Origin of the sequence: Streptomyces pilosus (assembly GCF_014649835.1) — a bacterium.
Taxonomy (GTDB): domain Bacteria; phylum Actinomycetota; class Actinomycetes; order Streptomycetales; family Streptomycetaceae; genus Streptomyces; species Streptomyces pilosus.
The window spans coordinates 271,947-296,801 of record NZ_BMTU01000001.1 but is presented as its reverse complement, the minus strand read 5'-3'; the positions used below and the strand labels follow the sequence as shown (position 1 = coordinate 296,801).

The 24,855-nt window shown below is 73.5% G+C and carries 28 protein-coding genes and 1 pseudogene; 19 read left to right on the top strand and 10 right to left on the bottom strand.

What is annotated here, in order from left to right; all coding sequences use genetic code 11:
- Nucleotides 1–16: 16 nt before the first annotated feature.
- From ybaK to IE118_RS01370, 4 genes are all read right to left on the bottom strand, one after another.
- Nucleotides 17–517 (bottom strand): Cys-tRNA(Pro) deacylase, encoded by a 501-nt coding sequence (gene ybaK, locus IE118_RS01385; protein WP_189555344.1) that lies wholly within the window; start codon nt 515–517, stop codon nt 17–19.
- Between the two features lie 28 nt (nt 518–545).
- Entirely contained in the window at nt 546–1,286 is a 741-nt protein-coding gene (locus IE118_RS01380; protein WP_189555343.1) for an LON peptidase substrate-binding domain-containing protein, read from the bottom strand.
- Between the two features lie 11 nt (nt 1,287–1,297).
- Nucleotides 1,298–2,374 carry a hypothetical protein gene (locus IE118_RS01375; protein ID WP_189555342.1) on the bottom strand — a complete coding sequence of 359 codons (1,077 nt, stop codon included), beginning with the start codon at nt 2,372–2,374 and terminating at the stop codon, nt 1,298–1,300.
- Nucleotides 2,375–2,516: 142 nt separating this feature from the next.
- Nucleotides 2,517–4,091 (bottom strand): oxidoreductase, encoded by a 1,575-nt coding sequence (locus tag IE118_RS01370; protein ID WP_189555341.1) that lies wholly within the window; start codon nt 4,089–4,091, stop codon nt 2,517–2,519.
- A 210-nt stretch (nt 4,092–4,301) separates the two neighbouring features.
- Between IE118_RS01370 and hisD the strand changes: the two genes are divergently transcribed.
- The 8 genes from hisD to hisF are packed head-to-tail and all read left to right on the top strand — an operon-like array spanning nt 4,302 to nt 10,011.
- Entirely contained in the window at nt 4,302–5,627 is a 1,326-nt protein-coding gene (gene hisD, locus IE118_RS01365) for a histidinol dehydrogenase (RefSeq protein ID WP_189555340.1), read from the top strand.
- Nucleotides 5,624–6,730 (top strand): histidinol-phosphate transaminase, encoded by a 1,107-nt coding sequence (locus IE118_RS01360; RefSeq protein ID WP_189555339.1) that lies wholly within the window; start codon nt 5,624–5,626, stop codon nt 6,728–6,730. Before hisD ends, IE118_RS01360 begins: the two co-directional genes overlap by 4 nt.
- Complete coding sequence (gene hisB / locus IE118_RS01355) at nt 6,727–7,320, top strand: imidazoleglycerol-phosphate dehydratase HisB (protein WP_030228358.1); 594 nt, start codon at nt 6,727–6,729, stop codon at nt 7,318–7,320. The genes IE118_RS01360 and hisB overlap by 4 nt, the downstream gene beginning before the upstream one ends.
- A gap of 3 nt (nt 7,321–7,323) precedes the next feature.
- Entirely contained in the window at nt 7,324–7,482 is a 159-nt protein-coding gene (locus IE118_RS01350) for a CG2302 family histidine operon protein (RefSeq protein WP_189555338.1), read from the top strand.
- Nucleotides 7,483–7,486: 4 nt separating this feature from the next.
- Entirely contained in the window at nt 7,487–8,128 is a 642-nt protein-coding gene (hisH, locus tag IE118_RS01345; protein WP_189555337.1) for an imidazole glycerol phosphate synthase subunit HisH, read from the top strand.
- A 4-nt stretch (nt 8,129–8,132) separates the two neighbouring features.
- On the top strand, nt 8,133–8,858 hold the full coding sequence (gene priA / locus IE118_RS01340; RefSeq protein WP_189555336.1) for a bifunctional 1-(5-phosphoribosyl)-5-((5-phosphoribosylamino)methylideneamino)imidazole-4-carboxamide isomerase/phosphoribosylanthranilate isomerase PriA: 726 nt from the start codon (nt 8,133–8,135) through the stop codon (nt 8,856–8,858).
- Nucleotides 8,855–9,259: a Rid family hydrolase gene (locus IE118_RS01335; protein ID WP_189555335.1), complete on the top strand. Its 405-nt coding sequence runs from the start codon at nt 8,855–8,857 to the stop codon at nt 9,257–9,259. The genes priA and IE118_RS01335 overlap by 4 nt, the downstream gene beginning before the upstream one ends.
- Nucleotides 9,256–10,011, top strand: coding sequence for an imidazole glycerol phosphate synthase subunit HisF (gene hisF, locus IE118_RS01330; RefSeq protein WP_189555334.1), 756 nt, complete (start codon nt 9,256–9,258; stop codon nt 10,009–10,011). The genes IE118_RS01335 and hisF overlap by 4 nt, the downstream gene beginning before the upstream one ends.
- A gap of 3 nt (nt 10,012–10,014) precedes the next feature.
- On the opposite strand, the gene IE118_RS01325 is transcribed toward hisF, so the two are convergent.
- Together IE118_RS01325 and IE118_RS01320 are read right to left on the bottom strand one after the other, a co-directional pair.
- Nucleotides 10,015–10,413 carry a VOC family protein gene (locus IE118_RS01325; RefSeq protein WP_189555333.1) on the bottom strand — a complete coding sequence of 133 codons (399 nt, stop codon included), beginning with the start codon at nt 10,411–10,413 and terminating at the stop codon, nt 10,015–10,017.
- A gap of 21 nt (nt 10,414–10,434) precedes the next feature.
- On the bottom strand, nt 10,435–11,070 hold the full coding sequence (locus IE118_RS01320) for a TIGR03085 family metal-binding protein (RefSeq protein ID WP_189555332.1): 636 nt from the start codon (nt 11,068–11,070) through the stop codon (nt 10,435–10,437).
- Between the two features lie 297 nt (nt 11,071–11,367).
- Here IE118_RS01320 and hisI point away from each other — a divergent pair, with 297 nt between their 5' ends.
- From hisI to lgt, 11 genes and pseudogenes are all read left to right on the top strand, one after another.
- The gene (gene hisI, locus IE118_RS01315) at nt 11,368–11,799 is read left to right on the top strand and encodes a phosphoribosyl-AMP cyclohydrolase (RefSeq protein ID WP_189555331.1); all 432 of its coding nucleotides are present in this window, start codon (nt 11,368–11,370) and stop codon (nt 11,797–11,799) included.
- Between the two features lie 11 nt (nt 11,800–11,810).
- On the top strand, nt 11,811–13,355 hold the full coding sequence (locus IE118_RS01310) for an anthranilate synthase component I (RefSeq protein ID WP_189555330.1): 1,545 nt from the start codon (nt 11,811–11,813) through the stop codon (nt 13,353–13,355).
- The gene (locus tag IE118_RS01305) at nt 13,355–14,005 is read left to right on the top strand and encodes a TIGR02234 family membrane protein (RefSeq protein ID WP_189555329.1); all 651 of its coding nucleotides are present in this window, start codon (nt 13,355–13,357) and stop codon (nt 14,003–14,005) included. Before IE118_RS01310 ends, IE118_RS01305 begins: the two co-directional genes overlap by 1 nt.
- A gap of 118 nt (nt 14,006–14,123) precedes the next feature.
- Nucleotides 14,124–14,375, top strand: coding sequence for an HGxxPAAW family protein (locus tag IE118_RS01300; RefSeq protein ID WP_189555328.1), 252 nt, complete (start codon nt 14,124–14,126; stop codon nt 14,373–14,375).
- 82 nt (nt 14,376–14,457) lie between these two features.
- Nucleotides 14,458–14,901 (top strand): DUF2752 domain-containing protein, encoded by a 444-nt coding sequence (locus IE118_RS01295; RefSeq protein ID WP_189555327.1) that lies wholly within the window; start codon nt 14,458–14,460, stop codon nt 14,899–14,901.
- Nucleotides 14,902–15,020: 119 nt separating this feature from the next.
- Entirely contained in the window at nt 15,021–15,830 is an 810-nt protein-coding gene (gene trpC / locus IE118_RS01290; protein ID WP_189555326.1) for an indole-3-glycerol phosphate synthase TrpC, read from the top strand.
- Nucleotides 15,831–15,851: 21 nt separating this feature from the next.
- The gene (gene trpM, locus IE118_RS34675) at nt 15,852–16,061 is read left to right on the top strand and encodes a tryptophan biosynthesis modulator TrpM (protein ID WP_373298271.1); all 210 of its coding nucleotides are present in this window, start codon (nt 15,852–15,854) and stop codon (nt 16,059–16,061) included.
- Between the two features lie 68 nt (nt 16,062–16,129).
- Nucleotides 16,130–17,413 carry a tryptophan synthase subunit beta gene (gene trpB / locus IE118_RS01285; protein WP_189555325.1) on the top strand — a complete coding sequence of 428 codons (1,284 nt, stop codon included), beginning with the start codon at nt 16,130–16,132 and terminating at the stop codon, nt 17,411–17,413.
- Complete coding sequence (gene trpA, locus IE118_RS01280; RefSeq protein ID WP_189555324.1) at nt 17,410–18,225, top strand: tryptophan synthase subunit alpha; 816 nt, start codon at nt 17,410–17,412, stop codon at nt 18,223–18,225. Before trpB ends, trpA begins: the two co-directional genes overlap by 4 nt.
- 98 nt (nt 18,226–18,323) lie before the next feature.
- Entirely contained in the window at nt 18,324–19,103 is a 780-nt protein-coding gene (locus IE118_RS01275) for a DsbA family protein (RefSeq protein WP_189555323.1), read from the top strand.
- A gap of 96 nt (nt 19,104–19,199) precedes the next feature.
- A pseudogene (gene lgt, locus IE118_RS01270) lies at nt 19,200–20,022 on the top strand (prolipoprotein diacylglyceryl transferase); the annotation flags it as partial.
- Between the two features lie 259 nt (nt 20,023–20,281).
- Here lgt and IE118_RS01265 read toward each other — a convergent pair.
- The 4 genes from IE118_RS01265 to IE118_RS01250 are packed head-to-tail and all read right to left on the bottom strand — an operon-like array spanning nt 20,282 to nt 24,850.
- Nucleotides 20,282–21,112 carry an HpcH/HpaI aldolase/citrate lyase family protein gene (locus IE118_RS01265; protein WP_189555321.1) on the bottom strand — a complete coding sequence of 277 codons (831 nt, stop codon included), beginning with the start codon at nt 21,110–21,112 and terminating at the stop codon, nt 20,282–20,284.
- On the bottom strand, nt 21,109–22,305 hold the full coding sequence (locus tag IE118_RS01260) for a CaiB/BaiF CoA transferase family protein (protein ID WP_189555320.1): 1,197 nt from the start codon (nt 22,303–22,305) through the stop codon (nt 21,109–21,111). Before IE118_RS01260 ends, IE118_RS01265 begins: the two co-directional genes overlap by 4 nt.
- Nucleotides 22,302–23,678 carry an ADP-ribosylglycohydrolase family protein gene (locus IE118_RS01255; RefSeq protein WP_189555319.1) on the bottom strand — a complete coding sequence of 459 codons (1,377 nt, stop codon included), beginning with the start codon at nt 23,676–23,678 and terminating at the stop codon, nt 22,302–22,304. Before IE118_RS01255 ends, IE118_RS01260 begins: the two co-directional genes overlap by 4 nt.
- Nucleotides 23,666–24,850, bottom strand: coding sequence for an ADP-ribosylglycohydrolase family protein (locus IE118_RS01250; RefSeq protein WP_189555318.1), 1,185 nt, complete (start codon nt 24,848–24,850; stop codon nt 23,666–23,668). Before IE118_RS01250 ends, IE118_RS01255 begins: the two co-directional genes overlap by 13 nt.
- Between the last annotated feature and the right edge of the window lie 5 nt (nt 24,851–24,855).

Genomic DNA, 24,855 nt, shown 5'->3' with positions numbered 1-24,855 from the left:
GGGGAGACCGGACCGGTCAGACGCGTCCGATCGGGGCCAGGACGGCGGAGGTCAGGCCGGTCAGGTCGGCCGGGGAGAGCTCGACCTCCAGGCCGCGGCGGCCCGCCGAGACGCAGATCGTCTCGTGCCGCGTCGCCGACTCGTCCAGGACCGTCGGCAGCCTCTTGCGCTGGCCCAGCGGGGAGATCCCGCCCCGCACGTACCCGGTGGTGCGTTCCGCGAGGGCCGGATCGGCCATCGCCGCCCGCTTGCCGCCGGCCGCCGACGCGAGGGCCTTCAGGTCCAGTTGCCCCGCCACCGGCACCACCGCCACCGTCAGCGCCCCGTCGACGTCCGCCACCAGCGTCTTGAACACCCGCTCCGGTGCGACGCCCATCGCCTCGGCCGCCTCCTCGCCGTACGAGGGATGGGACGGGTCGTGGTCGTAGGAGTGCACGGTGAACGGCACCCCGGCCGCCGTGAGCGCCACCGTCGCGGGCGTTCCCCCCGGCTGCTGCTTCCTGGACTTCTTCGCCATGTCGGCCGTCACCCCGGACAGTCGTACGTCAGTTGAGACTCATCGGGCCGCGCGTCAGCTCCGACGCGGGCAACGACGGCAGATTACGGATGATCGCCGTCTCGGTGCGAAGGAGTTTCAGCTCGTCCCGCAGCCGCGACGCGGTGTCCGGCGCCTGCAGCAGACGCTGCCGGGTGGGCGTGTCCAGCATCATCGCCGCGGCGACCAGGTAGGAGACCACGCCCGGCTCGTCCGGCAGGTCCGCGCCGGTCGCCAGCGACCGCTCCCGCGCCCCGGCCAGCCGCTTCTGGTACTGGCGGAACGCCCGCAGTACGACCTCCGCCGGCGGACCCGGATCGTCGCCCGGCTCCTCCTCCAGCGGTTCCAGTTCGGCCGTGAGGAACGGACCCGAGGCGTCGACCGACAGCAGCCGCACCCGGGTCGTCCCGGTCGCCAGCACCTCGAAGGTGCCGTCGGCCCGCTCCCGGACCGTCGCCGCGTCGGCCACGCAGCCCACCTTGTGGAAGGCGCGCAGCGGATCGCTGCCGAAGCCCGCCGCCGGGCCCCGTTCGGGCTCGGCCGTGGGATCGGGCATCCCGGGGGCGGTCCGCGCCACCTCGTGGCCGTCGCGGATCGCCACGACGGCGAACCGGCGTGGCTCGTCCTCCGGGGTCTTCAGCAGCTCGCGCATCATGGCGCGATAGCGCTCCTCGAAGACGTTGAGCGGGAGCACGAGCCCCGGGAACAGCACCGTGTTCAGGGGGAAGAGCGGGAGCCGGACGGTGGTCACGACGTAAAAGCCTAATGGGCGCCGGAGCGGAGTCGTCCGCCCTGCCCGCGTTCGGGGCGGTCCGGGACCGGGACGGAGCCCCTGGGATCGGGTCCGCGGGCACCGGCCGCGACCGCGGCGCCCACATCCCGGCGCACTTCGAGGAAGCGACCCAGCGGGTCCTCCGCGTCCCGGTCCCAGGGGAACGAGGTGGCGTACGGGCCCGTCAGCCGCAGCTGCTCCAGGGCGTCCTGCCAGCGTTCCAGCCGCACCAGGACGTACGTCAGCAGATTGCGCGGCTCGGCCGGCCAGGGCTGGCCCGCCGGCAGCCGCGCGGACAGGGCGACGGCGCGGTCGGCCGCGGCCTCCAGCCGTGCGCGCGGCACCTCGGGGCCGCAGCCGTCGGTCAGGTAGCCGAACGCCGCCCGCAGCGGCAGCGCCTGCGTGAGCGACGTCTCCGGCGCGTCCTGGGCGGCCCGGTCGGCGAAGTCGAGGCACTCCCGGTGCGAGCCGTGCCAGGAGGACGCCAGGTAGCGCAGGGCCGCCACATGGCAGCCGTAGTGGTGCGGGGCGCGCCGGACGGCCGCCTCCCACAGCTCCTCGACGTAGGTGTGGCCGGCCCGCGCGCCCCGGGCGTGGTCCAGCGCCAGCCGCCAGGGCACCGGGTCGCGGTTGTCCGCCCGGGCCGCGGCCGTGATCAGCGGGCTCACCTCGCGCAGCAGCTCGCCCCGCGCCGGGGAGTCCCAGGCGCGGTCCACCGCCCGCTGGGCGTCCACCACGGTGGCGTCCGGGTCGAGCGGGGCGAGAGCGCGCCAGGTGTCCAGCCACTCGGGCCGCGCGCGGGCGAACGCCGCCAGGCCCCGCACGTACCGGTCGCGGTGGTCCCAGGCACCCGTGCGCCGGGTGGCGGCGAGCAGCTCCGCGGCGGGCCGGTGGTCGCCGCCCGCCGCGCCGACCAGCGCCCGGCCCAGGACGTCGTCGGGCGCGTCGAGCAGCACCTCGTCGTCAGCGGGCAGCACGACGGGGACGGGGGAGGCGGCGCCCGTCGACTTTCCTCGCACCCGGGACGTGCGGGTGAACGCGTGCAGCAGAGCCATGGTGTCGACCATTGAAAGACCGCTGGTCACAGCGGCGCCAGAGCCGACACGGAAGTCACGGAAAGTTGTACGGGGGCCGGTCAAGGACCGGCAAAGAACGGACGGCCCTCAAAGCGCCCCCGGCGGAGCGGCGGACCCACCCGCCCCAGACCCCCTAGGTGCGCCGCAGTGTGCGGGTCGCGCCCGCCGCCACCGTCGTGGCCAGGATCCAGCCCAGCAGGACGAACGCGGCCGACAGCCACTGCCAGCCGCCGCGCAGCTGCCAGAAGCCCACCTGCCCCAGGTCGATCACCGGCAGCAGCAGGTCCAGCGCGAACAGCGCCGGGTTCCAGTCCGGGTGCTCACCGGCCTTCAGCGGCGGGTGGTCGGAGCGCGCGAAGGCCAGCGAACCGGCCGCCCACAGCACCGCCATCCACAGCGCCGCCCGGCCCGGACGGTACCCGTAGGCGACCGTCCAGTCCTGCGCGTACCCCCACAGCTTGGCCGCGAGCGGCAGGCTCTCGCGGCGCCGGCGCTGCTTGGCGAGCAGCACCTCCCGGGCGTGCTCGTCCTCCCCGCCCTCCCGCAGCACGGCGGCCAGCCGCTCGTACGGCTCCGGGTTGTACTCGGCGCTCGCCGCGTCCACCCAGCGCAGCCGCAGGGACAGCGGGAACGGGCCGCGCGGCACCAGGTTCTCGTAGGTGAAGCCGCCCATGTGCAGCCGGCCGGGGCCCGGCCAGCTGTCCGCCCGGTCCACCAGGTTCACCACCCGCGCCCCCGACAGCACCACCCGGCCGCGCGCCGGCCGCTCCCCGAGGAAGCGCAGCTCCGGCGTCTGCACCCGGCGCAGCGACAGCTCCTGCTCGTCGGTGAGGACGAACCGGGCCCCCTCGAAGTCGACCGCGTCCCCGAAGCGGCCGTCGTCCAGCCGCACCCCGCCCCGGCACTCGAACCGCTGGATCCGCGTGCCGCGCGCCGGGGTCATCCCGCTGCGCGCCTGGGCCCCGACCCCGGCCGGAGTCAGGTACAGCGAGCGCTCCACCGTCAGCTGCGGCGCGTTCAGCGCGAGCCGGGTCTGCGAGTTCCCCAGCCGTGCGCCGCGCAGGCTCAGCGAGACACCGATCGTCGCGCTGCGCAGGCTCAGCTCACCGTGCGACTCCAGCATCTCCGCCTGGAGGTCCTGCCCGACGCTCATCCCGTCCGCGGCGATCGAGCGGCCGCTGCGGTCGCGGTGCACGACCGCCTGGTTGAGCAGCAGATCCGTACCGATGCGCGCGTCGGTCAGCCGGATGCCGCCCAGGAACCGGCAGCGCGGCAGGTGCAGATCGCCCTCGGTGTGCAGCCGGGCCGCCTCCAGGCGGGGTATGGCGCAGTCGACCATCCGCACCGTCGTGAAGCGGCTCTCCGGCAGCAGCACGTCCCGCTCGAAGCGGCAGCCGCGCAGCTCCCAGTAGGGCACCACCGTGCCCCCGGCCAGGTCGAGCACGCCGCTGATCCGCACCCCGACCAGCTTCAGCGACGACACCCGGCCGGCCAGCGCGGGCGGACCGTCCAGCAGCAGCCAGCACACCACGCGCGCCCGTACGGTCCGCTCCGGACCCCAGGGGTGCCCGCCGTGCGGATCGTCGACGGCCGTGTCACCGCTGCTCAGGTCGTACACGCTGCCGTTGCGGAAGGCCTGCCACATGCCCGCCTCCGCGACGGTCAGATCCTCCGGCGGTTCCGCGCCGGGTGTCACCCCGTGGGTCACGGACCTCTCCTCCTCCCCATGTACTCGTCGGTTCGTTTCTTCGTACGATTCGTCTCTTCGTACAACCGGTGATGCCCAGTGCGGTGACCCGTTGAACACGGAAAGTGAAGAAGATCTCGCATATGTGAGCGGACCGTTACCGCGAGGGGTCCGTATCAGCCACTGGAACGGGCGGACGGCCCACAGTCCCGGTCTGAGAGAATTGAGCACGTGATCTCACGAATCGATCTGCGCGGCGACGCCCTCCCCGAGGGTGCCGCCCTGCGCGACCTGCTGCCCCGAGCCGACTTCGACGTCGCGGCCGCCCTGGACAAGGTGCGGCCCATCTGCGAGGACGTGCACCATCGGGGCGACGCGGCGCTGATCGACTACGCCGAGCGCTTCGACGGCGTGAAGCTGGACCGGGTGCGGGTCCCGGCCGACGCGCTCACCCGCGCCCTGGAGGAGCTCGACCCGGCCGTGCGCGCGGCCCTGGAGGAGTCCATCCGGCGCGCCCGGCTCGTCCACCGCGAGCAGCGCCGCTCCACCCACACCACCCAGGTCGTCCCCGGCGGCACGGTCACCGAGAAGTGGGTGCCGGTCGACCGCGTGGGGCTGTACGCGCCGGGCGGCCGGGCCGTCTACCCGTCGTCGGTGATCATGAACGTGGTGCCCGCCCAGGAGGCCGGCGTCCCCTCCCTCGCGCTCGCCTCCCCGGCCCAGGCCGACTTCGGCGGGCTTCCGCACCCGACCATCCTCGCCGCCTGCGCCCTGCTCGGCGTCGACGAGGTCTACGCGGCCGGCGGCGCCACCGCCGTCGCCATGTTCGCCCACGGCACCGAGTCCTGCCCGCCCGCGAACCTGGTCACCGGACCCGGCAACATCTGGGTCGCCGCCGCCAAGCGCTACTTCACCGGGAAGATCGGCATCGACGCCGAGGCCGGCCCCACCGAGATCGCGATCCTCGCGGACTCCACGGCCGACCCGGTACACGTGGCCTCCGACCTGATCAGCCAGGCCGAGCACGACCCGCTGGCCGCCGCCGTCCTGGTCACCGACTCCGCGGACCTCGCGGACGCCGTGGAGAAGGAACTGAGGCCGCAGGTCGAGGCCAGCAAGCACGTCGAGGAGCGGATCGCCCCGGCCCTGTCCGGCCGCCAGTCCGCCATCGTCCTGGTCGACGGCATCGAGGAGGGCCTGCGGGTCGTCGACGCCTACGGCGCCGAGCACCTGGAGATCCAGACCGCCGACGCCGCCGCGGTCGCCGACCGGGTGCGCAACGCGGGCGCCATCTTCGTCGGCCCCTGGGCCCCGGTCTCGCTCGGTGACTACGCCGCCGGCTCCAACCACGTGCTGCCCACCGGCGGCTGCGCCTGCCACTCCTCGGGCCTGTCCGTGCAGTCCTTCCTGCGCGGCATCCACATCGTCGACTACACCGAGGACGCGCTGGCCGAGGTCGCGCACCACGTGGTGACGCTGGCGGAGGCGGAGGACCTGCCCGCGCACGGCGCGGCGATCAAGGCGAGGTTCGGCTGGAAGGTACCGAAGAGCAAGTGACCGGCATCGACGATCTCCCCGTACGGGACGAGCTGCGCGGCAAGTCCCCCTACGGCGCGCCCCAACTGGACGTCCCCGTACGGCTGAACACCAACGAGAACCCCTACCCGCTGCCCGAGCCGCTGGTCGAGCGGATCGCCGAGCGGGTCCGCGAGGCCGCCCGGCACCTCAACCGCTACCCCGACCGGGACGCGGTCGAACTGCGCACCGGGCTGGCCGCCTACCTGACCAGGACCGCCGGCCACCCGGTGGGCGTGGAGAACGTCTGGGCGGCCAACGGCTCCAACGAGGTCATCCAGCAACTGCTGCAGACCTTCGGCGGGCCGGGCCGCACCGCGCTCGGCTTCGAGCCGTCGTACTCGATGCACGGCCTCATCGCGCGCGGCACCGGCACCGGCTGGATCTCCGGGCCGCGCAACGAGGACTTCACCGTCGACCTCGCCGCCGCCCAGCAGGCGATCGCCGAACACCGGCCCGACGTCGTCTTCGTCACCACCCCCAACAACCCCACCGGCAACGCGGTCCCCGCGTCGACCGTCGTCGCGCTGTACGAGGCCGCCCAGGCGGCCCGGCCGTCGATGGTGGTCGTGGACGAGGCGTACATCGAGTTCAGCCACGGCGGCTCGCTGCTCCCGCTGCTCGACGGCCGCCCCCACCTGGTGGTCTCCCGCACCATGTCGAAGGCGTTCGGCGCGGCCGGACTGCGCCTCGGCTACCTGGCCGCGCACCCGGCCGTCGTCGACGCCGTCCAGCTGGTGCGGCTGCCGTACCACCTGTCGGCGGTCACCCAGGCCACCGCGCTGGCCGCCCTGGAGCACACCGACACACTGCTGGGCTACGTCGAGCAGCTGAAGGCCGAGCGCGACCGGCTGGTCGCCGAACTGCGCGCGATCGGCTACGACGTCACCGAATCCGACGCCAACTTCGTGCAGTTCGGCAGGTTCGAGGACTCCCACGCCGCGTGGCGCGAGATCCTCGACCGGGGCGTCCTGGTCCGGGACAACGGCGTACCGGGATGGCTGCGGGTCACCGCGGGCACCCCGGCCGAGAACGACGCGTTCCTCGACGCGGTACGTGACATCAAGAAGGAGCAGAGCGCATGAGCCGCGTTGGACGCGTGGAACGCACCACCAAGGAAACGTCCGTCCTCGTCGAGATCGACCTCGACGGCACCGGCAGGACCGAGATCTCCACCGGGGTCGGCTTCTACGACCACATGCTCGACCAGATCGGCCGCCACGGCCTGTTCGACCTGACCGTGAAGACCGAGGGCGACCTGCACATCGACTCCCACCACACCATCGAGGACACCGCCCTCGCGCTCGGCGCCGCCTTCAAGCAGGCGCTCGGCGACAAGGTGGGCATCTACCGCTTCGGCAACTGCACGGTCCCGCTGGACGAGTCCCTCGCCCAGGTCACCGTCGACCTGTCCGGCCGCCCCTACCTCGTGCACACCGAGCCCGAGAAGATGGCGCCGATGATCGGCGAGTACGACACCACGATGACCCGGCACATCCTGGAGTCCTTCGTCGCCCAGGCGCAGGTCGCCCTGCACGTGCACGTGCCCTACGGCCGCAACGCGCACCACATCGTGGAGTGCCAGTTCAAGGCCCTCGCCCGCGCCCTGCGCTACGCGTCCGAGCGCGACCCGCGCGCGGCCGGCATCCTGCCCTCCACGAAGGGCGCGCTGTAGCCCATGAACGGTCTGTCCACCGTCCTGATCGTCGTCGGCCTGTTCTTCGTCGGCGGGATCATCTCCTTCGTCAAGCAGAAGATGCCCACGAGCCTCGTCGTGCTGCTCTCCATCGGCGCCGTGCTGTGCATCGGCACGGGCCTTCTGTACCTGGAGGTGTGAGCCCTTGAGCACCACCAAGAAGGTCGTGGTCTTCGACTACGGCTTCGGCAACATCCGTTCCGCCGAGCGGGCCCTCGCCCGCGCGGGAGCCGACGTCGAGATCACCCGTGACTTCGACACGGCCATGAACGCCGACGGCCTGCTGGTGCCCGGCGTCGGCGCCTTCGCCGCCTGCATGAAGGGCCTCAAGGAAGCGCGCGGCGACTGGATCGTCGACCGCCGGCTCTCCGGCGGCCGCCCGGTCATGGGCATCTGCGTCGGCATGCAGATCCTCTTCGCCCGGGGCATCGAGCACGGCGTGGAGAGCGAGGGCCTCGACGAGTGGCCCGGCTCGGTCGAGCCGCTCCAGGCCGAGGTCGTGCCCCACATGGGCTGGAACACCGTGGACGCCCCGGCCGGCTCCGAGCTGTTCGCCGGCCTCGACGCGGACGCCCGCTTCTACTTCGTGCACTCCTACGCCGTCCACGACTGGACCCTGGAGACGACGAACCCGGCGATGCGCCCCCCACTGGTCACCTGGTCCACCCACGGCAAGCCCTTCGTCGCCGCCGTCGAGAACGGCGCCCTGTGGGCGACGCAGTTCCACCCCGAGAAGTCCGGCGACGCCGGTGCCCAGCTCCTCACCAACTGGATCGGAACCCTGTAGAGACATGGCCAAGCTCGAACTCCTTCCCGCCGTCGACGTCCGCGACGGCCAGGCCGTCCGCCTCGTGCACGGCGAGTCCGGGACCGAAACGTCCTACGGCTCCCCCCTGGAGGCCGCGCTCGCCTGGCAGCGCTCCGGCGCCGAGTGGCTGCACCTGGTCGACCTCGACGCCGCGTTCGGCACCGGCGACAACCGCGCGCTGATCGCCGAGGTCGCCGGGGCGATGGACATCAAGGTGGAGCTGTCCGGCGGCATCCGCGACGACGACACCCTCGCCGCCGCCCTCGCCACCGGCTGCACCCGCGTCAACCTGGGCACCGCCGCCCTGGAGACCCCCGAGTGGGTCGCCAAGGTCATCGCCGAGCACGGCGACCGGATCGCCGTCGGCCTCGACGTGCGCGGCACCACCCTGCGCGGCCGCGGCTGGACCCGCGACGGCGGCGACCTCTACGAGACGCTGGACCGCCTCAACAAGGAGGGCTGCTCCCGCTACGTGGTCACCGACATCGCCAAGGACGGCACCCTCCAGGGCCCCAACCTGGAACTGCTGAAGAACGTCTGCGCCGCCACCGACCGCCCCGTCGTCGCCTCCGGCGGCGTCTCCTCCCTGGACGACCTGCGGGCCATCGCCGAGCTCGTCCCGCTGGGCGTCGAGGGCTCCATCGTCGGCAAGGCCCTGTACGCCAAGGCGTTCACCCTGGAAGAGGCCCTGGAGGCTGTGTCCCGATGACGTTCGATGCCGTACGGCGTGTGCAGAGCCAGAACCCCTGGGAGGAGACCCTCGGCTCCGCGCGCGCCGTGGCGGCGGGCGACCGCGTCCTGGTGGCGGGCACGACCGCGTTCCGGGGCGAGGTGCTGTACGGGGAGGGCGACCCGTACGAGCAGGCCAAGGTGGCCTTCACCAGCGCGCTGGAGGCGATCGGGGAGTTCGGGCTCGGCATCGGGTCCGTGATCCGCACCCGCATCCACCTCGCCCACGCGCGGGACGTCGACGCGGCCGGGCGCGCCCACAAGGAGCTGTTCGACGCCGTGCGCCCGGTCACCACCCTGCTGGTGGTCGAGGGCTTCGTCGACTCGCGCGTACTGGTCTCAGTGGAACTCGAAGCATTCAGAGGAGCCGTGGATTCATGACCCTGGCGGTCCGAGTCATCCCCTGCCTGGACGTGGACAACGGCCGGGTCGTCAAGGGTGTCAACTTCCAGAACCTGCGCGACGCGGGCGACCCCGTCGAGATGGCCAAGGTGTACGACGCCGAGGGCGCCGACGAGCTGACCTTCCTCGACATCACCGCCTCGTCCGGCAACCGCGAGACGACCTACGACGTGGTGCGCCGCACCGCCGAGCAGGTGTTCATCCCGCTCACGGTGGGCGGCGGCGTCCGCACCTCCGAGGACGTGGACAGGCTGCTGCGCGCGGGCGCCGACAAGGTCGGCGTCAACACCGCGGCCATCGCCCGGCCCGAACTCATCCGGGAGATCGCCGAGCGCTTCGGCCGGCAGGTCCTGGTGCTGTCCGTGGACGCCCGGCGCACGGAGTCCGGGTCCTTCGAGGTCACCACGCACGGCGGCCGCCGGGGCACCGGCATCGACGCCGTGGAATGGGCACACCGCGCCGCCGAACTCGGCGCGGGCGAGATCCTGCTGAACTCCATGGACGCCGACGGCACCAAGGACGGCTACGACCTGGAGATGATCGCCGCCGTCCGCAAGCACGTCACGGTGCCGGTGATCGCCTCCGGCGGCGCCGGCAGGCTCGCGGACTTCCCGCCCGCCGTCGCGGCCGGCGCGGACGCCGTCCTCGCCGCCTCCGTCTTCCACTTCGGCGATCTGCGCATCGGCCAGGTCAAGGACACCCTGCGGGACGCCGGTCACCCGGTGCGCTGAGGCTCAGCCCGCCGGCTGCGCCAGCTGGATCAGGTTGCCGACCGTGTCGTCCAGCACCGCGGCGAGCACCGGGCCCTGCCGCCGCGGGTCCTGGACGAAGTGGACGCCCTCCCCGCGCAGCCGTTCGAACTCCGCGCGGAGGTCGTCCACCGAGAACACGATCGCCGGCAGTCCCGCCTCCCGCACGGCCCGGCGGTACGGCCCGGCGATCGGGCCCCGGCCCGGCTCCAGCAGGAGCTCCAGGTCCCGCTGGGCCCCCTCACGGGCGCCCACGGTGACGAACAGCGTCCCGTCGCCGAGATCCATGCGGGTGCGCGTCTCGAAGCCGAGGACGTCGGTGTAGAAGGCGTGCGCCTTCGCCACGTCGTCGACGTACACACTGGTCATGGCCACTTTGATCACGGCTGCGCCTTTCGGGGCGGATCAGATGCCGAGCTGCTTGGTCTCCCGCAGCTTCGCGATCGCGTTCTCGTCGCCGTCCAGCTCCACCTTGGCCGCGCCCTGCCGCCCGTAGGCGAACAGCACCAGCTCGGAGGGCTCCCCGGTCACCGTCACCACCGGCGTGCCGCGATGGGCCACCGCCGTCTGGCCGTCCGGACGGCGCAGCACCAGACCCGTCGGAACCCCGCGCCCCATCAGACGTGCGGAGCGCTCCAGCCGCGACCACAGGGCGTCCTGGAACACGGGATCCAGCTCGCGCGGCGTCCAGTCGGGCTGGGCCCGGCGGACGTCCTCGGTGTGGACGTAGAACTCGACGATGTTGGACAGTTCGTCGACCTGCTTGAGCGAGAAGGGTGAGAAACGCGGGGGACCGGTCCGGATGAGCTGGATCAGCTCCTCGTACGGCTTGGCGGTGAACTCCGCCATCACCCGCTCCAGACGCGACGCCAGCTGCTTGACCAGCATGCCGCCCGCCGCGTCGGGGCGGCGCTCACGCACCACGACATGGGCGGCGAGGTCCCGGGTCGTCCAGCCCTCGCACAGGGTCGGGGCCTCGGGGCCCGCGGTCTCCAGCAGATCGGCCAGCAGGAGTCGTTCACGCTTCGCATGGGTCGACATGCCAGCCAGCCTACGGCCGCCCGCGACGTCCGCCCACCCGTCACCCGGCCGCCACCCCTCAAGGAGCCGCCGGCGCGGCACAGCGCAGTCCACCCGTCACCCGGCCACCACCCCTCAAGGAGCCGCCGGCGCGGCACAGCGCAGTCCACCCGTCACCCGGCCACCACCCCTCAAGGAGCCGCCGGCGCGGCACAGCGCAGTCCACCCGTCACCCGACCGCCACCCCTCAACGAGCCGCGTTCCCAATCGGTGGACGAGTGCGCGGGCTCACCCGTCCCGCGCGGCACAATGGTCGGCATGACCAGCACGCCCGCCCGTCGCCCGGCCACCACCCCGCACGAAGGCGCCGCGCGCCACGGTGCGTCGTCCAGCCGCCTCGACCCGGAGATCGCCGCGCGGCTCAAGCGCAGCCCCGACGGCCTCCTGCCCGCCATCGCCCAGCAGTACGACACCGGGGAGGTGCTGATGCTGGGCTGGATGGACGACGAGGCGCTGCACCGCACCCTGACCACCGGCCGCTGCACCTACTGGTCGCGCAGCCGCCGGGAGTACTGGGTCAAGGGCGACACCTCCGGCCACTTCCAGTGGGTCAAGTCGGTGGCCCTGGACTGCGACGCCGACACCGTGCTGGTCAAGGTCGACCAGGTCGGCGCTGCCTGCCACACCGGGGCGCGCACCTGCTTCGACGCCGACGTCCTGGTGGCGGACGCCCCCGCCGCGGATCAGTAGGGTCGGCCGCCATGGACCTCGAGACGTTCCGCAAGCTCGCCACCGACCGCCGGGTCGTCCCGGTCACCCGCAAGCTCCTCGCCGACGGCGACACCCCGGTCGCGCTCTACCGCAAGCTCGCCGGCGAGCGCCCCGGCACGTTCCTGCTGGAGTCGGCGGAGAACGGGCGGTCCTGGTCCCGGTACTCCTTCGTCGGCGTCCGCAGCGCCGCCACCCTCACCGAACGCGACGGACAGGCCCACTGGGAGGGCATCCCACCCGTCGGCGTCCCCACGTCCGGCGACCCGCTCGCCGCGCTGCGCGCCACCCTCCAGGCCCTGCACACCCCGCGCGACCTCGCCCACGACCTCGGCCTGCCGCCCTTCACCGGCGGCATGGTCGGCTACCTCGGCTACGACGTCGTGCGCCGCCTGGAGAAGATCGGCCCCGGCGAGCGGGACGACCTGCGCCTCCCCGAGCTGACCATGCTGCTCACCAGCGACCTCGCCGTCATGGACCACTGGGAGGGCTCCGTCTGGCTGATCGCCAACGCGATCAACCACAACGACCTGGAGACCGGCGTCGACGAGGCGTACGCCGACGCCGTGGCCCGCCTCGACGCCATGGAGGCCGACCTCACCCGCGCGGTGGCGCAGCCGCCGGCCGTCCTGCCCCCCTCCGAACTGCCCGAGTACACCGCGCTCTGGGGCGGCGCCGACTTCCGGGCGGCCGTGGAGGACGTCAAGGAGCGCATCCGCGCCGGGGAGGCCTTCCAGGTCGTCCCCTCCCAGCGCTTCGAGACGCCGTGCACGGCGAGCGCCCTCGACGTCTACCGGGTGCTGCGCGCCACCAACCCGTCCCCGTACATGTACCTGTTCCGCTTCGACGGCTTCGACGTGGTCGGCTCGTCCCCCGAGGCGCTGGTGAAGGTCGAGGACGGGCGGGCCATGGTCCACCCCATCGCCGGGACCCGGCACCGCGGCGGCACCCCGCAGGAGGACCAGGCCCTCGCCGACGAACTCCTCGCCGACCCCAAGGAGCGCGCCGAGCACCTGATGCTCGTCGACCTGGGCCGCAACGACCTCGGACGGGTGTGCGAGCCGGGCTCCGTCGAGGTCGTCGACTTCATGTCCGTCGAGCGCTACTCGCACGTCATGCACATCGTCTCGACGGTCACCGGCCGGGTCACCGGCGACCGCACCGCCTTCGACGTGCTCACCGCATGCTTCCCCGCGGGCACGCTCTCCGGCGCGCCCAAGCCCCGCGCGATGCAGATCATCGACGAACTCGAACCGTCCCGGCGCGGACTGTACGGCGGCTGCGTCGGCTACCTCGACTTCGCCGGGGACTCCGACACGGCCATCGCCATCCGCACCGCCCTGCTGCGGGACGGCACCGCGTACGTCCAGGCCGGGGCCGGCGTCGTCGCCGACTCCGACCCGGTCGCCGAGGACACCGAGTGCCGCAACAAGGCGGCGGCCGTACTGCGCGCGGTGCACACGGCGAACCGGCTGGGGCGGGCCCGAGACGTCCGGGACGAACCCCGGCTGTCGGTTCGCCCGGGGTTCAGGCGATAGTGGATGTCGTGACTGCCGTACCCACCCCCCCGCGTTCCGAGGCCGCCGGCTCCGCCAGGACCGGCCGCCTCAGCCTCGCCGTCGCCCTGCTGTCCGGCGCCCTGGGCGCGGCCGTGGCCCTGCTCGCCACCCGGCAGCAGTGGTCGGAGGGCACCGTCACGGTGGCCGGCGGCCCCTTCCCCCTGACCGCCCGCGGCAGTGACGTCACCGGCGTCCCGGCCGCCCTCGCGGTCGTGGGACTGGCCGCGCTCGTCGCCGTGTTCGCCGTCCGCCGGGCCGGCCGCCTCGCCGTCGCCGGGCTGCTCGCCCTCTCCGGAGCGGGCATCGTCGCCGCGGCGCTGCTCGGGGCGTCCGACCGCTCGGCGCTGAACGAGCAGGCGGCGAAGGCGTCGGGGGACACCTCGGCGACGGTCGAGGCCCTCAGCCACACGGCGTGGCCGTACGTCGCCGCGGCGGGCGGCGCGCTGCTGCTGCTGGCGGGGCTGCTGGCGCTGCGGTACGGATGGCTGTGGCCGGCGATGTCCGGCCGCTACGAACGGGGCGGGGCCGCCGCGCGGCCGCGCCGGAAGCAGGCGGCGCGGGTCGACCCCGACCGTCCCGAGGACCTCTGGAAGGCGCTCGACCGGGGCGAGGACCCGACGGGGGCCTGACGCGTTCCCGCGCACGGTCCCACCCGTCCGGCACCCCCGATCACCCGGGACGGCCGGGTGCGGGACAATGGGCGGGAGCGCCCTGCTCAGACACGTACACAGCAACGAGGAGCATGCAATGGCGGGCAGCAACCACGGTCACACCCCGGCCGCCTGGACCGGTGTCATCATCGCCTTCATCGGTTTCTGCGCCGCGGGCGCGTTCATGGTGATGGACCAGCCGGTGGGCTTCTGGGCGAGCATGGGCGTCGTGCTCCTCGGCGGTGTCGTCGGCGCCGTCATGCGCTCGATGGGCCTGGGCCAGCCGAAGAGCGCCCACCCCGTGCACCGCACCACCGGCGAAGGCGCCCCGGCCGGCGCCCGCGGCTGAGCACCACCCGTCACCCGGGACCGGGGGCGGCGCGGCCCGCACGGCGGAGCCCGCACCGCCCCCGACCCGTTTCCGGGGCACAATGCACCACGTGAACGCCCCCAGCCCCAGCGCGCCCCGCGGCACCGGCCGGGCGGCCCGGCCGGCCGTCCCCGTCGCGATCCTCGCCGCCGTCGCCGGGGCCTTCGCCTACGTGGGCGCCGTCGACCCCAATGAGCCCGGGCACTACCCCGTCTGCCCGCTGCTGCACCTCACCGGCCTGTACTGCCCCGGCTGCGGCGGACTGCGCAGCGCGCACGCCGTCGTCCACGGCGACCTGCCGGCCGCGCTGCAGGCCAACGCCCTCGCCGTGCTCGGCTACGTGTGCTTCGCCGTGCTGTGGACCGTCTGGGTGGTCCGCGCGGTGCGCGGCAGGCCGCCGGCGAGGATCGACCCGCCCCCGGTGCTCCTGTGGTCCCTGGGGGCGTTGCTGCTGGTGTTCACGGTCGTCCGGAACCTGCCGTTCGGCGGCTGGCTGCATCCCTGACCGGCCGGTGAACGTCCAGCTGGTGGACGGGGCGTCAACCGGATGCGAGGCATACGCCCTGCTCCGGATACCATCGCAGTGACCATCGAAGACCGACCGTCAGGAAGGGGGCCGCTCGCGTGAGTGTGCTCGACGAGATCATCGACGGAGTCCGTGCCGACCTCGCGGAGCGGCAGGCGCGCGTCAGCCTCGACGAGCTCAAGGAGCGCGCGGCGAAGGCCCCCGCGGCCAAGGACGGCGTGGCGGCCCTGCGCGGCGAGGGCGTCAAGGTGATCTGCGAGGTCAAGCGCTCCAGCCCCTCCAAGGGCGCGCTGGCCGCGATCGCCGACCCGGCGGGACTGGCCGCCGACTACGAGGCGGGCGGCGCCGCCGTCATCTCCGTCCTCACCGAGGAGCGCCGCTTCGGCGGCTCGCTGGCCGACCTGGAGGCCGTCCGGGCGCGCGTGGACATCCCCGTGCTCCGCAAGGACTTCATCGTCACCTCGTACCAGCTCTGGGAGGCCCGCGCGTACGGCGCCGACCTGGCGCTGCTGATCGTGGCGGCCCTCGACCAGGCGGCCCTGGAGTCGCTGATCGAGCGCGCCGAGTCCATCGGGCTCACCCCGCTCGTCGAGGTCCACGACGAGGACGAGGTCGAGCGCGCGGTCGACGCCGGCGCCAAGGTCATCGGCGTCAACGCGCGCAACCTCAAGACCCTCGAGGTCGACCGCGGCACCTTCGAGCGGGTCGCCCCCGAGATCCCCGCCCACCTCGTCCGGGTCGCCGAGTCCGGCGTCCGCGGCCCGCACGACCTCATCGCGTACGCCAACGCGGGCGCCGACGCCGTCCTGGTCGGCGAGTCGCTGGTCACCGGCAAGGACCCCAGGACGGCCGTCTCCGACCTGGTGGCGGCGGGCGAACACCCCGCACTCCGCCACGGCCGCGGCTGAACCGCCGATAGGCTGACCCCGATGACGCTCTCCCGCCTCGCCCGTGGCTGCCGCCCCCGCGGCTGCCGTGCCCCCGCCCGCAGGGTGCACGGCCGCAGGGTCCGCTACGTCATCGGCGACGAACCGGGACAGGTGAACGGACGGCGATGGCAGCGCGCCCCACAGGGGCGCGGGGCTGCACCGGAACATACGACTCCGTCGCATGAGCGCGACCGGCCGGGCACGGCCTGAGGCCGACCGGCAACCCCGCCCCCACGGCGAACAGTGCCCACCACACACACTCACCGTGAGGTTCACGCATGCCCAGCACCTTCTTCATCCCCGACCCGGAGGGCCGGGTGCCGAGCGCCGAGGGCTACTTCGGCGCCTTCGGCGGCAAGTTCATCCCCGAGGCCCTCGTCGCGGCGGTCGACGAGGTCGCCGTCGAGTACGACAAGGCCAAGTCCGACCCCGAGTTCGCCCGGGAACTCGACGACCTGCTGGCCCACTACACCGGCCGGCCCAGCGCGCTCACCGAGGTCCCCCGCTTCGCCGCGGAGGCGGGCGGCGCCCGGATCTTCCTGAAGCGCGAGGACCTGAACCACACCGGCTCGCACAAGATCAACAACGTGCTCGGCCAGGCCCTGCTCACCCGGCGGATGGGCAAGACCCGCGTCATCGCCGAGACCGGCGCCGGCCAGCACGGCGTGGCCACCGCCACCGCCTGCGCCCTCTTCGGCCTCGACTGCACGATCTACATGGGCGAGATCGACACGCAGCGCCAGGCCCTCAACGTGGCCCGGATGCGCATGCTCGGCGCCGAGGTCATCGCCGTGAAGTCCGGCAGCCGCACCCTGAAGGACGCCATCAACGAGGCGTTCCGCGACTGGGTCGCCAACGTCGACCGCACCCACTACCTGTTCGGCACCGTCGCGGGACCGCACCCCTTCCCGGCCATGGTCCGCGACTTCCACCGCGTCATCGGCGTGGAGGCACGCCGCCAGCTCCTGGAGCGCGCCGGACGGCTGCCCGACGCGGCCATCGCCTGCGTGGGCGGCGGCTCCAACGCGATCGGCCTGTTCCACGCCTTCATCCCCGACACGGACGTCCGCCTCATCGGCTGTGAGCCGGCCGGGCACGGCATCGGGACCGGCGAGCACGCGGCCACCCTCAGCGCCGGCGAGCCCGGCATCCTGCACGGCTCCCGCTCCTACGTCCTCCAGGACGACGAGGGCCAGATCACCGAGCCGTACTCCATCTCGGCCGGCCTCGACTACCCGGGCATCGGACCCGAGCACTCGTACCTGAAGGACAGCGGCCGCGGCGAGTACCGCGCGGTGACCGACGACGCCGCCATGCAGGCGCTGCGCCTGCTGTCGCGCACCGAGGGCATCATCCCGGCCATCGAGTCCGCCCACGCCCTCGCCGGAGCCCTGGAGGTCGGCAGGGAGCTGGGCGAGGACGGGCTGATCGTCGTCAACCTGTCCGGCCGCGGCGACAAGGACATGGACACCGCCGCCCGCTACTTCGGGCTGTACGACACCGACGCCGAGGTCGCCGCCGACGAGGCCGGCACCACCGAGATCGAGGGGGACGCCAAGTGAGCGGGAACGTGCGACTGCTGGACGACACCCTCGCCGCGGCGAAGGCCGAGGGCCGCTCCGCCCTCATCGCCTACCTCCCGGCCGGGTTCCCGACCGTGGACGGCGGCATCGAGGCGGTCAAGGCGGCCCTGGAGGGCGGCGCCGACGTCGTCGAGGTGGGTCTGCCGCACAGCGACCCCGTCCTGGACGGCCCGGTCATCCAGACCGCCGACGACATCGCGCTGCGCGGCGGCGTGCGGATCGCGGACGTGCTGCGCACGGTCCGCGAGGCGCACGCGGCCACCGGCAAGCCGATCCTCGTCATGACCTACTGGAACCCCGTCGACCGCTACGGCGTGGAGCGGTTCACCGCCGAGCTCGCCGAGGCGGGCGGCGCCGGCTGCATCCTGCCGGACCTGCCCGTGCAGGAGTCGGGGCTGTGGCGGGAGCACGCGGAGAAGCACGGGCTCGCCACGGTCTTCGTGGTGGCGCCCAGCAGCAGGGACGAGCGGCTCGCCGAGATCACCGCGGCCGGCAGCGGCTTCGTCTACGCCGCCTCCCTGATGGGCGTCACCGGGACCCGCGAGTCGGTCGGCGCGCAGGCCGAGGACCTGGTGCGGCGTACCCGCGCCACCACCGACCTCCCGGTCTGCGTGGGCCTGGGCGTCTGCAACCCCGCGCAGGCGGCCGAGGTCGCCCGCTTCGCCGACGGGGTGATCGTCGGCTCGGCCTTCGTCAAGCGGATGCTGGACGCCCCCGACGACGCCGCCGGCGTCGCGGCCGTCCACGCGCTCGCCGGCGAGCTCGCCCAGGGCGTACGCGGCGGGGCATGACCGGGCGCGGCCCGGACAGGTAGTCATACGGATACCTCGTACGGGTGGACCTGGGACCGGGGAGGCGCTGAGCGCCTCCCCGGTTCGTTCTGCGGGGTGTGAGCGAGAAGAACCGAGAGGGAAAGCGCACCGCCCGGGAGCGGCTGGCGGTCGAGCGCGAGAAGCAGAAGTCGGCGGAGAAGCGGCGTCGCGGCCTGATCGTGGGCGCGAGTGTGGTCTGTGTCCTGGGGCTCGCGGCGGTGATCGGTGTCGTCGCGGCCAACTCCGGAGGAGACGACGGCGAGAGCGAGTCGGCGGGCCCGGTCGTGGCGCCCTCGGGTGCCCTCGGCAAGGACGGCACCGTCATCCCGGTCGGCGACCAGGAGGCCAAGGCGACGCTCACGGTGTGGGAGGACTTCCGCTGCCCGGCCTGCAAGTCCTTCGAGCAGGTCTACAGCCCCACCATCCACGAACTGACCGACGCCGGGCAGCTGAAGGTGGAGTACCACCTGGTCACGCTGATCGACGGCGCCCTGGGCGGCACCGGCTCCCGCGACTCGGCCAACGCGGCGGCCTGCGCCCAGGACGCCGGGAAGTTCACCGCGTACCACGACGTGCTGTTCCGCAACCAGCCGCCGGAGCGCGACGACACCTTCGCCGACAAGGACGAGCTGATCGAGCTGGCCGGCAAGGTCGACGGCCTCGACACCCCCGCCTTCCGCACCTGCGTCGAGGACGGCACGCACAACAGCTGGGTCGCCAAGTCCAACGAGGCGTTCCAGAAAGGCGGCTTCAGCGGCACGCCGACCGTGCTCCTCGACGGGAAGAACATCTACCAGGACAGCTCGCTGACCCCTCAGAGGCTGAAGCAGATGGTGGAGGAGGCCAACAAGGGCTAGGGCCGGTCCCCAGGGGAAGGAGCGGGTCCCTGTTATGGAGCCGTTGCCGGGCCGCCCGCCGCGTGGCCGGTCCGGCACGGTAGCGTCGACCTTGCCATGGAACTTGCCTACATTCCCAGCCCGTCGAGCGGGGTGCTGTACCTCGGCCCCGTCCCGCTGCGCGGCTACGCGTTCTGCATCATCATCGGCGTCTTCGTTGCCGTCTGGCTCGGCAACAAGCGCTGGGTCGCCCGGGGCGGGCGGGCCGGCACGGTGGCCGACATCGCTGTCTGGGCCGTGCCCTTCGGCCTGATCGGCGGCCGGCTCTACCACGTGATCACGGACTACCAGCTGTACTTCAGCGAGGGCCGTGACTGGGTGGACGCCTTCAAGATCTGGGAGGGCGGCCTCGGCATCTGGGGCGCGATCGCCTTCGGTGCGCTGGGCGCCTGGATCGGCTGCCGCCGCCGGGGCATCCCGCTCCCCGCCTACGCCGACGCCGTGGCGCCGGGCATCGCCTTCGCGCAGGCGATCGGGCGCTGGGGCAACTGGTTCAACCAGGAGCTGTACGGGCGGGCCACGGACCTGCCGTGGGCGGTGGAGATCACCTCCTCCTCCGACGGCCGGGTGCCGGGTACGTACCACCCGACGTTCCTGTACGAGTCGCTGTGGTGCATCGGTGTGGCCGTGCTCGTGATCTGGGCCGACCGGCGCTTCAAGCTCGGGCACGGGCGGGCGTTCGCGCTGTACGTCGCCGCATACTGCGCGGGGCGGTTCTGGATCGAGTACATGCGGGTCGACGAGGCGCACGAGATTCTGGGGCTGCGGCTGAACAACTGGACGTCGGTCCTGATGTTCCTGCTGGCGGTGCTGTACATCGTGCTGTCGGCGCGGAAGCGGCCGGGGCGGGAGGACGTCGTCGAGCCGGGGGCGGTCACGTCCGACTCCGAGACCGAGTCCAAGTCCGAGTCCGACTCCGAGACCGAAACCGAGTCCAAGTCCGACTCCGACTCCGAGTCCGCGAAGGACTCCGAGTCCGCGAAGGGCTCCGAGGGCTCCGATGACTCGGGGGACTCCGAGGAGTCGAAGGACGGGGCGGCCGGGTCGCTGAAGAAGAGCTGACCGCTGGTTCGTACTGCGCCGAGGGCGCCCGGGGTTTCTCCGGGCGCCCTCGGTTCTTGCTGGGCCGGGGTGGGAGGTCAGGGAGGGTGGGCGAGGGTCAGGGTGCGGTGGGCTGCGGCGACCACGGCCGCGTCGATGAAGGTGCCGTCCGGGAGGGCCTGGGCGCCCCCGGTCATGGCCGCCGCCTTGAGCACGGTCTCGGCCCGGTCGATCTCCTCCGCCGTGGGCAGGTAGGCCCGCCTGATGACCGGGAGCTGACGGGGGTGGATGGCGGCGCGGCCCAGGAAGCCCAGGGCGCGGCCCCGGTGGCAGGAGGCCAGGAGGCCGTCCAGGTCGCGGATGTCCGGGTGGACGGACTGGGAGGGCGGGGGCAGGCCCGCCGCCCGCGCGGCGACGACCACCCGGGAGCGGGACCAGTCGAGGCCGGTGTCCTCGCGCACGCCCAGATCGGCCCGCAGGTCCGCCTCCCCGAGGGCGATGCCCCGCAGGGACGGGTGGGCGGTGGCCACCGCGTGGGCGCGCTCGATGCCCAGGGCCGTCTCCAGCAGGGCGTACAGCGGCGGCACGCCACCGCGCGCGGAGACCACCCGGCGAGCCACCCGTACGACGTCGGACGGGGACGACACCTTGGGCAGCCGCAGGCCGCCCAGACCGGGGGCGGGGGAGACGGCCGCGAGGTCGGCGCGGCCCCAGGGACCGGACGGGGCGTTGACGCGGACGTGCACCGGGACCGGCTGGGGATCGCGCAGCAGCTCGGCGGTGGCCGACCGGGCGTAGGCCTTGCGGTCGGGGGCGACCGCGTCCTCGAGGTCGATCACCACCACGTCGGCCCCCGAGGTGAGCGCCTTCGCCACCACGGAGGGACGGTCGCCGGGCGCGTACAGCCAGGTCAGCGGGAAGCCCGTCACAGGGCGCCCTCCGCGCGCAGCTCCGCGAGGTCGGCCGGGGTGAGGCCCAGCTCGGTGAGGACCGCCTCGGTGTCGGCCCCGTGCGGGCGGCCCGCCCAGCGGATCGCCCCGGGGGTGGCGGAGAGCCGGAAGAGGACGTTCTGCATGCGCAGCGGGCCCAGCTCGGGATCGTCGACCGTGGTGATGGTGTCCAGCGCCTGGTACTGGGGGTCGGTCATGACGTCCCGTACGTCCTGCACGGGGGCGACGGCCGCCTCCGCCTTCTCGAAGGCGGCCAGCACGTCGGTGCGGGTGTGCCGGGCGATCCAGCCGCCGACCGCCTCGTCGAGGACGTCCGCGTGCCGGGCCCGGTCCTCCCCGCTGGCGAACCACGGTTCGTCGATCAGGTCCGGGCGGCCGACCAGCACCATCACCCGCTCGGCGATCGACTGGGCCGAGGTGGAGACGGCGACCCAGGTGCCGTCGGCGGTGAGGTAGGTGCCGCGCGGGGCGTTGTTCTGGGAGCGGTTTCCGGTGCGCGGCTGGACGTGGCCGAGCTGGTCGTACCAGGTCGGCTGGGGGCCGAGCGCGGTGAGGATCGGCTCGATCAGCGCCATGTCGACGACCTGCCCCTCGCCCGTCCGGTCGCGGGCGGCGAGCGCGGTCATCACCGCGTACGCCGTGGTCAGGCCCGCGATGGAGTCGGCCAGGCCGAACGGGGGCAGGGTCGGCGGCGCGTCCGGTTCGCCGGTGATGGCGGCGAAGCCGCTCATCGCCTCGGCGAGGGTGCCGAAGCCCGGGCGGTGCGCGTACGGGCCGAACTGGCCGAAGCCGGTGACCCGGGCCAGCACCAGGCGCGGGTTGACGGCGGACAGCTCGGGCCAGCCCAGGTCCCACTTCTCCAGGGTGCCGGGGCGGAAGTTCTCGATCACGACGTCGGCGGTCCCCGCCAGGCGCAGCAGGGTGGCCCGGCCGCCCGGCTTGGACAGGTCGAGGGTGATGGTGCGCTTGTTGCGGCCGAGCATCTTCCACCACAGGCCGATGCCGTCCTTCGACGGTCCGTGGCCGCGTGAGGGGTCGGGTTTCCCCGGATGCTCGACCTTGACGACGTCCGCGCCGAAGTCGCCGAGCAGGGTCGCGGCGAGGGGGCCGGCGAAGAGGGTGGCGAGGTCCAGGACGCGCAGGCCGGTCAGTGGGGGGTCGGTGGGCGTCATGGGCGGGAGGCCTCCAGAAGGGTCAGTCGGGCCAGGGTGTCGAAGCCGGAGCCGTCGAAGTCGCCGACGGAGGTGGCCAGGCGGTTCTTCAGCGGGGCCGTCCAGCGTTCGGGGAGCGCGTCGGGTGTGCCGGCGAGGAGACCGGCGACGCTGCCGGCGGTCGCGCCGTTGGAGTCGGTGTCCCAGCCGCCCGACACCGCACGGCAGACGGAGCCGGTGAAGTCGCCGCCGGCGTGGGTGAGGGCGGCGGCGGTCAGGGCGGTGTTGGGGACGGCGTGCACCCAGTGGTAGGTGGCGGCGTGAGTGGCGTGCAGGGCGTCGACGACGGTGTCGAAGCCGGCGTCCGCGTGCTCGTGGGCCAGGCCGACGGCGTGCCGGACGGCGCGGGCGAGACGGGAACGGGACGGGACGACGGTGAGGCCGACGCGCAGACACGCGTGGACGTCGTGTTCCCCGGTGGCGGCGGTGGCGATGACGGCCGCCGTGAACATCGCGGCGTAGACGCCGTTGGCGGTGTGGGTGAGCGTCGCGTCGCGGTGGGCCCGCTCGGCGGCGGCGGCCGGGTCGCCGGGATTGGTCCAGCCGTGCACGTCCGCCCGGATGAGGGCGCCGATCCACTCGCGGAAGGGGTTGTGGTGACGGGCGGTCAGCGGCGGTTCCAGACCGCTGAGGAGGTTGCGGTAGGCGACGCGTTCGGCGGTGAAGGTCCGGCCGGCGGGGAGCTCGTCCAGCCAGACGCGGGCCACGTCGGAGGTGGTGAAGCCGCGGCCGTGGCGCTGAAGGACGAGCAGCGCGAGCAGGGGGTAGTTGAGGTCGTCGTCCTCGGGCATGCCGTCGATGTTCTCGGCGAGCGAGCAGGTCGCGGAGCGGCGGTTCCAGGGGTGGCGGGCGAGCAGGTCCGCGGGGACCCCGCGAGCGGTGAAGTAGGTGCTGAGGGGCCAGTTGCCGGCGGCGCGGGCGAGGGAGCGGATGGCGGGCAGGGGGAGCTTCTCCACCGGCTTGCCCAGCAGACAGCCGACGGCTCTGCCGAGCCAGGCGGCTTCCAGGCGGGAGACGGTCACGGAGGCGGGGGCGCGATCGCCCGTCGTGGCCGGCCAGTCGGGGCACCGGGAGACGATGCCGGCCAGGTCGGTCGGCTCGTGCTCCGCCAGCGTGCTGGGCAGGTCCGCCAGTTCGTCCAGGAGGTCGCCGGCCAGGAGGCGGAGGTAGGGGGAGCACGGGGTGGGGGAGGCGCCCGCGGTCAGGGGCGCTTCGGGGCCGGCCGCCGCGTGCCAGCGGGCGGCGACGGCCGAGGGTTCACGGCCGTCCTGCCGGGCCTGGCGCAGTTCGTGGCCGATCAGGTCCTCCGGCTGGACCCAGGTCAGTCGGAGCACCCCGGGCCTCCCAGTTCCGCGAAGGCCCGCTCGTGGGCGCGGCGGCGGTCCACGTCGCGCGCGAAGACCTCGCGGGCCACGCCGGTCAGGGTGACCGCCGGTTCCCACAGGTCGAGGCGGCTGGCCTCCGCGACCGTCTTGGCCCACTCCTCGGGGACGGGCGAGCCGAGGGCACCGGTCACCGCGCCGGCCATCGTGGCGATGGAGTCGCAGTCGCGGCCGTAGTTCACCGCGCCCAGCACCGCGTGCCGGAAGTCGCCCCCCGCCACCACCACCATGCCCAGCGCCACCGGGAGTTCCTCGACGGCGTGCAGCCGGGACGGCCGGCGGGCGCCCAGGGAGGGCGAGCGGTAGTCGGGGCCCACGGTGTCGTACGGGGAGACCGCCTCCCGCAGCGGACCGAGCGCCGACTCGAAGTCCGAGTACCGCGCGGCCACGTCGCAGACCTTCTCGATCGCCTCCCGCGTGCCGTCCTTCGCCAGGGCCAGACACGCGGCGACCACCGAGTCCGCCGTCGCGCCGGGGGCGCACGCCGCCGCCACGGCCGCCGCGAGGACACCGGCCGCCTCCCTGCCGTACGACGACTGGTGGGCACCCGCGACGTCCAGCGCCTCGGCGTACGCGGCGGCCGGGTGGGCCGCGTTGACCAGTCCGACCGGGGCCATGTACATCGCGGCCCCGCAGTTGACGATGTTCCCGGTGCCCGCCTCGCGCGGGTCGGCGTGACCGTAGTGGAGGCGGGCCACGAGCCACTTCTCGGCCAGGAAGATCCGGTGCAGGGGGATCGTCTCCGCCTCCAGCTCCGGGATCCAGCGCGGGTTCGTCATCAGGTCCGGGACCAGGTGGTCGGCGACGGCGTAGGCGTCCAGGTGGTCGCGGACCGTCGCGTACACCCGGACCAGTGCGTGGGTCATCAGGGTGTCGTCGGTGACGTGGCCGTCGCCCTTGTGGTACGGCGCGACGGGGCGGGCGGTGCGCCACGCGTCGCCGTTCCAGGGGCCCACCACTCCGTGGACGCGCCCGCCGTGGCGCTCGGTGATCTGCTCGGGGGAGTAGCCCTCGACCGGTCCGCCGAGGGCGTCGCCGACGGCCGCCCCGACCAGGGCGCCGGTGATGCGCTCGTCCAGGGGGAGGCCCCCGGGACGGGTGATGTGCGCTGATTCGCTCGTCATGCCGG

Bases quoted from the DNA above. Each gene is read 5' to 3' on its own strand.
- IE118_RS01320 (WP_189555332.1), bottom strand. From the start codon at position 11,070: ATGTCGACCCATGCGAAGCGTGAACGACTCCTGCTGGCCGATCTGCTG.
- hisI (WP_189555331.1), top strand. From the start codon at position 11,368: ATGACCAGCACGCCCGCCCGTCGCCCGGCCACCACCCCGCACGAAGGC.
- ybaK (WP_189555344.1), bottom strand. From the start codon at position 517: ATGGCGAAGAAGTCCAGGAAGCAGCAGCCGGGGGGAACGCCCGCGACG.
- IE118_RS01375 (WP_189555342.1), bottom strand. From the start codon at position 2,374: ATGGTCGACACCATGGCTCTGCTGCACGCGTTCACCCGCACGTCCCGG.
- trpM (WP_373298271.1), top strand. From the start codon at position 15,852: ATGACGCTCTCCCGCCTCGCCCGTGGCTGCCGCCCCCGCGGCTGCCGT.
- IE118_RS01260 (WP_189555320.1), bottom strand. From the start codon at position 22,305: ATGACGCCCACCGACCCCCCACTGACCGGCCTGCGCGTCCTGGACCTC.
- IE118_RS01350 (WP_189555338.1), top strand. From the start codon at position 7,324: ATGAACGGTCTGTCCACCGTCCTGATCGTCGTCGGCCTGTTCTTCGTC.
- IE118_RS01295 (WP_189555327.1), top strand. From the start codon at position 14,458: ATGCACCACGTGAACGCCCCCAGCCCCAGCGCGCCCCGCGGCACCGGC.
- trpB (WP_189555325.1), top strand. From the start codon at position 16,130: ATGCCCAGCACCTTCTTCATCCCCGACCCGGAGGGCCGGGTGCCGAGC.
- IE118_RS01300 (WP_189555328.1), top strand. From the start codon at position 14,124: ATGGCGGGCAGCAACCACGGTCACACCCCGGCCGCCTGGACCGGTGTC.
- priA (WP_189555336.1), top strand. From the start codon at position 8,133: ATGGCCAAGCTCGAACTCCTTCCCGCCGTCGACGTCCGCGACGGCCAG.
- hisF (WP_189555334.1), top strand. From the start codon at position 9,256: ATGACCCTGGCGGTCCGAGTCATCCCCTGCCTGGACGTGGACAACGGC.
- hisB (WP_030228358.1), top strand. From the start codon at position 6,727: ATGAGCCGCGTTGGACGCGTGGAACGCACCACCAAGGAAACGTCCGTC.
- IE118_RS01250 (WP_189555318.1), bottom strand. From the start codon at position 24,850: ATGACGAGCGAATCAGCGCACATCACCCGTCCCGGGGGCCTCCCCCTG.
- IE118_RS01335 (WP_189555335.1), top strand. From the start codon at position 8,855: ATGACGTTCGATGCCGTACGGCGTGTGCAGAGCCAGAACCCCTGGGAG.
- IE118_RS01310 (WP_189555330.1), top strand. From the start codon at position 11,811: ATGGACCTCGAGACGTTCCGCAAGCTCGCCACCGACCGCCGGGTCGTC.